1 protein-coding gene is annotated in these 519 nt (G+C 66.9%); it reads left to right on the top strand.

Annotation, left to right across the window (positions count from 1 at the left end; all coding sequences use genetic code 11):
- On the top strand, positions 1-466 hold a 466-nt coding region (locus RJ1_RS45225; protein WP_174695100.1), incomplete at its 5' end, for a glutathione S-transferase C-terminal domain-containing protein.
- Positions 467-519: the final 53 nt, after the last annotated feature.

Raw genomic sequence — 519 nt, 5'->3', positions numbered from 1 at the left:
CGCCGGATCCCAGGACGCGTACGACTCCGCGTACGACCGCCTGTTCGCTCGTCTCGACTGGCTCGAGGAACGTCTGGCCGACCGCAGGTTCCTTGTCGGCGACACGATTACCGAAGCGGACGTGCGCCTGTTCACGACCCTCGCACGGTTCGACGCGGTCTACCACGGACACTTCAAGTGCAATCGGAACAAGCTCGACGAGATGCCCGTGCTGTGGGGCTACGCCCGCGATCTCTTCCAGACACCCGGGTTCGGCGACACCATCGACTTCACCCAGATCAAGCAGCACTACTACATCGTGCATACCGACCTCAATCCCACCGGGATCGTGCCGAAGGGCCCCGACCTGTCCGGCTGGCTCGCGCCGCACGGGCGTGAACAGCTGGGCGGCAGGCCGTTCGGGGACGGTACACCGCCACCACCGCCGAAGCCCGGCGAGGAGGTCCCCGCGGAGCACGGGGCGTGATGGGGCCGGTCTACGCGCCGGTGTAGGTGCCGAAACTCCAGAACACGCCCTCC

It is taken from the genome of Rhodococcus jostii NBRC 16295 (assembly GCF_001894825.1).
In the GTDB taxonomy this organism is placed as follows: domain Bacteria; phylum Actinomycetota; class Actinomycetes; order Mycobacteriales; family Mycobacteriaceae; genus Rhodococcus_F; species Rhodococcus_F jostii.
The sequence above is the reverse complement of the archived record's forward strand: the minus strand, read 5'-3'. Positions and strand labels throughout refer to the sequence as shown.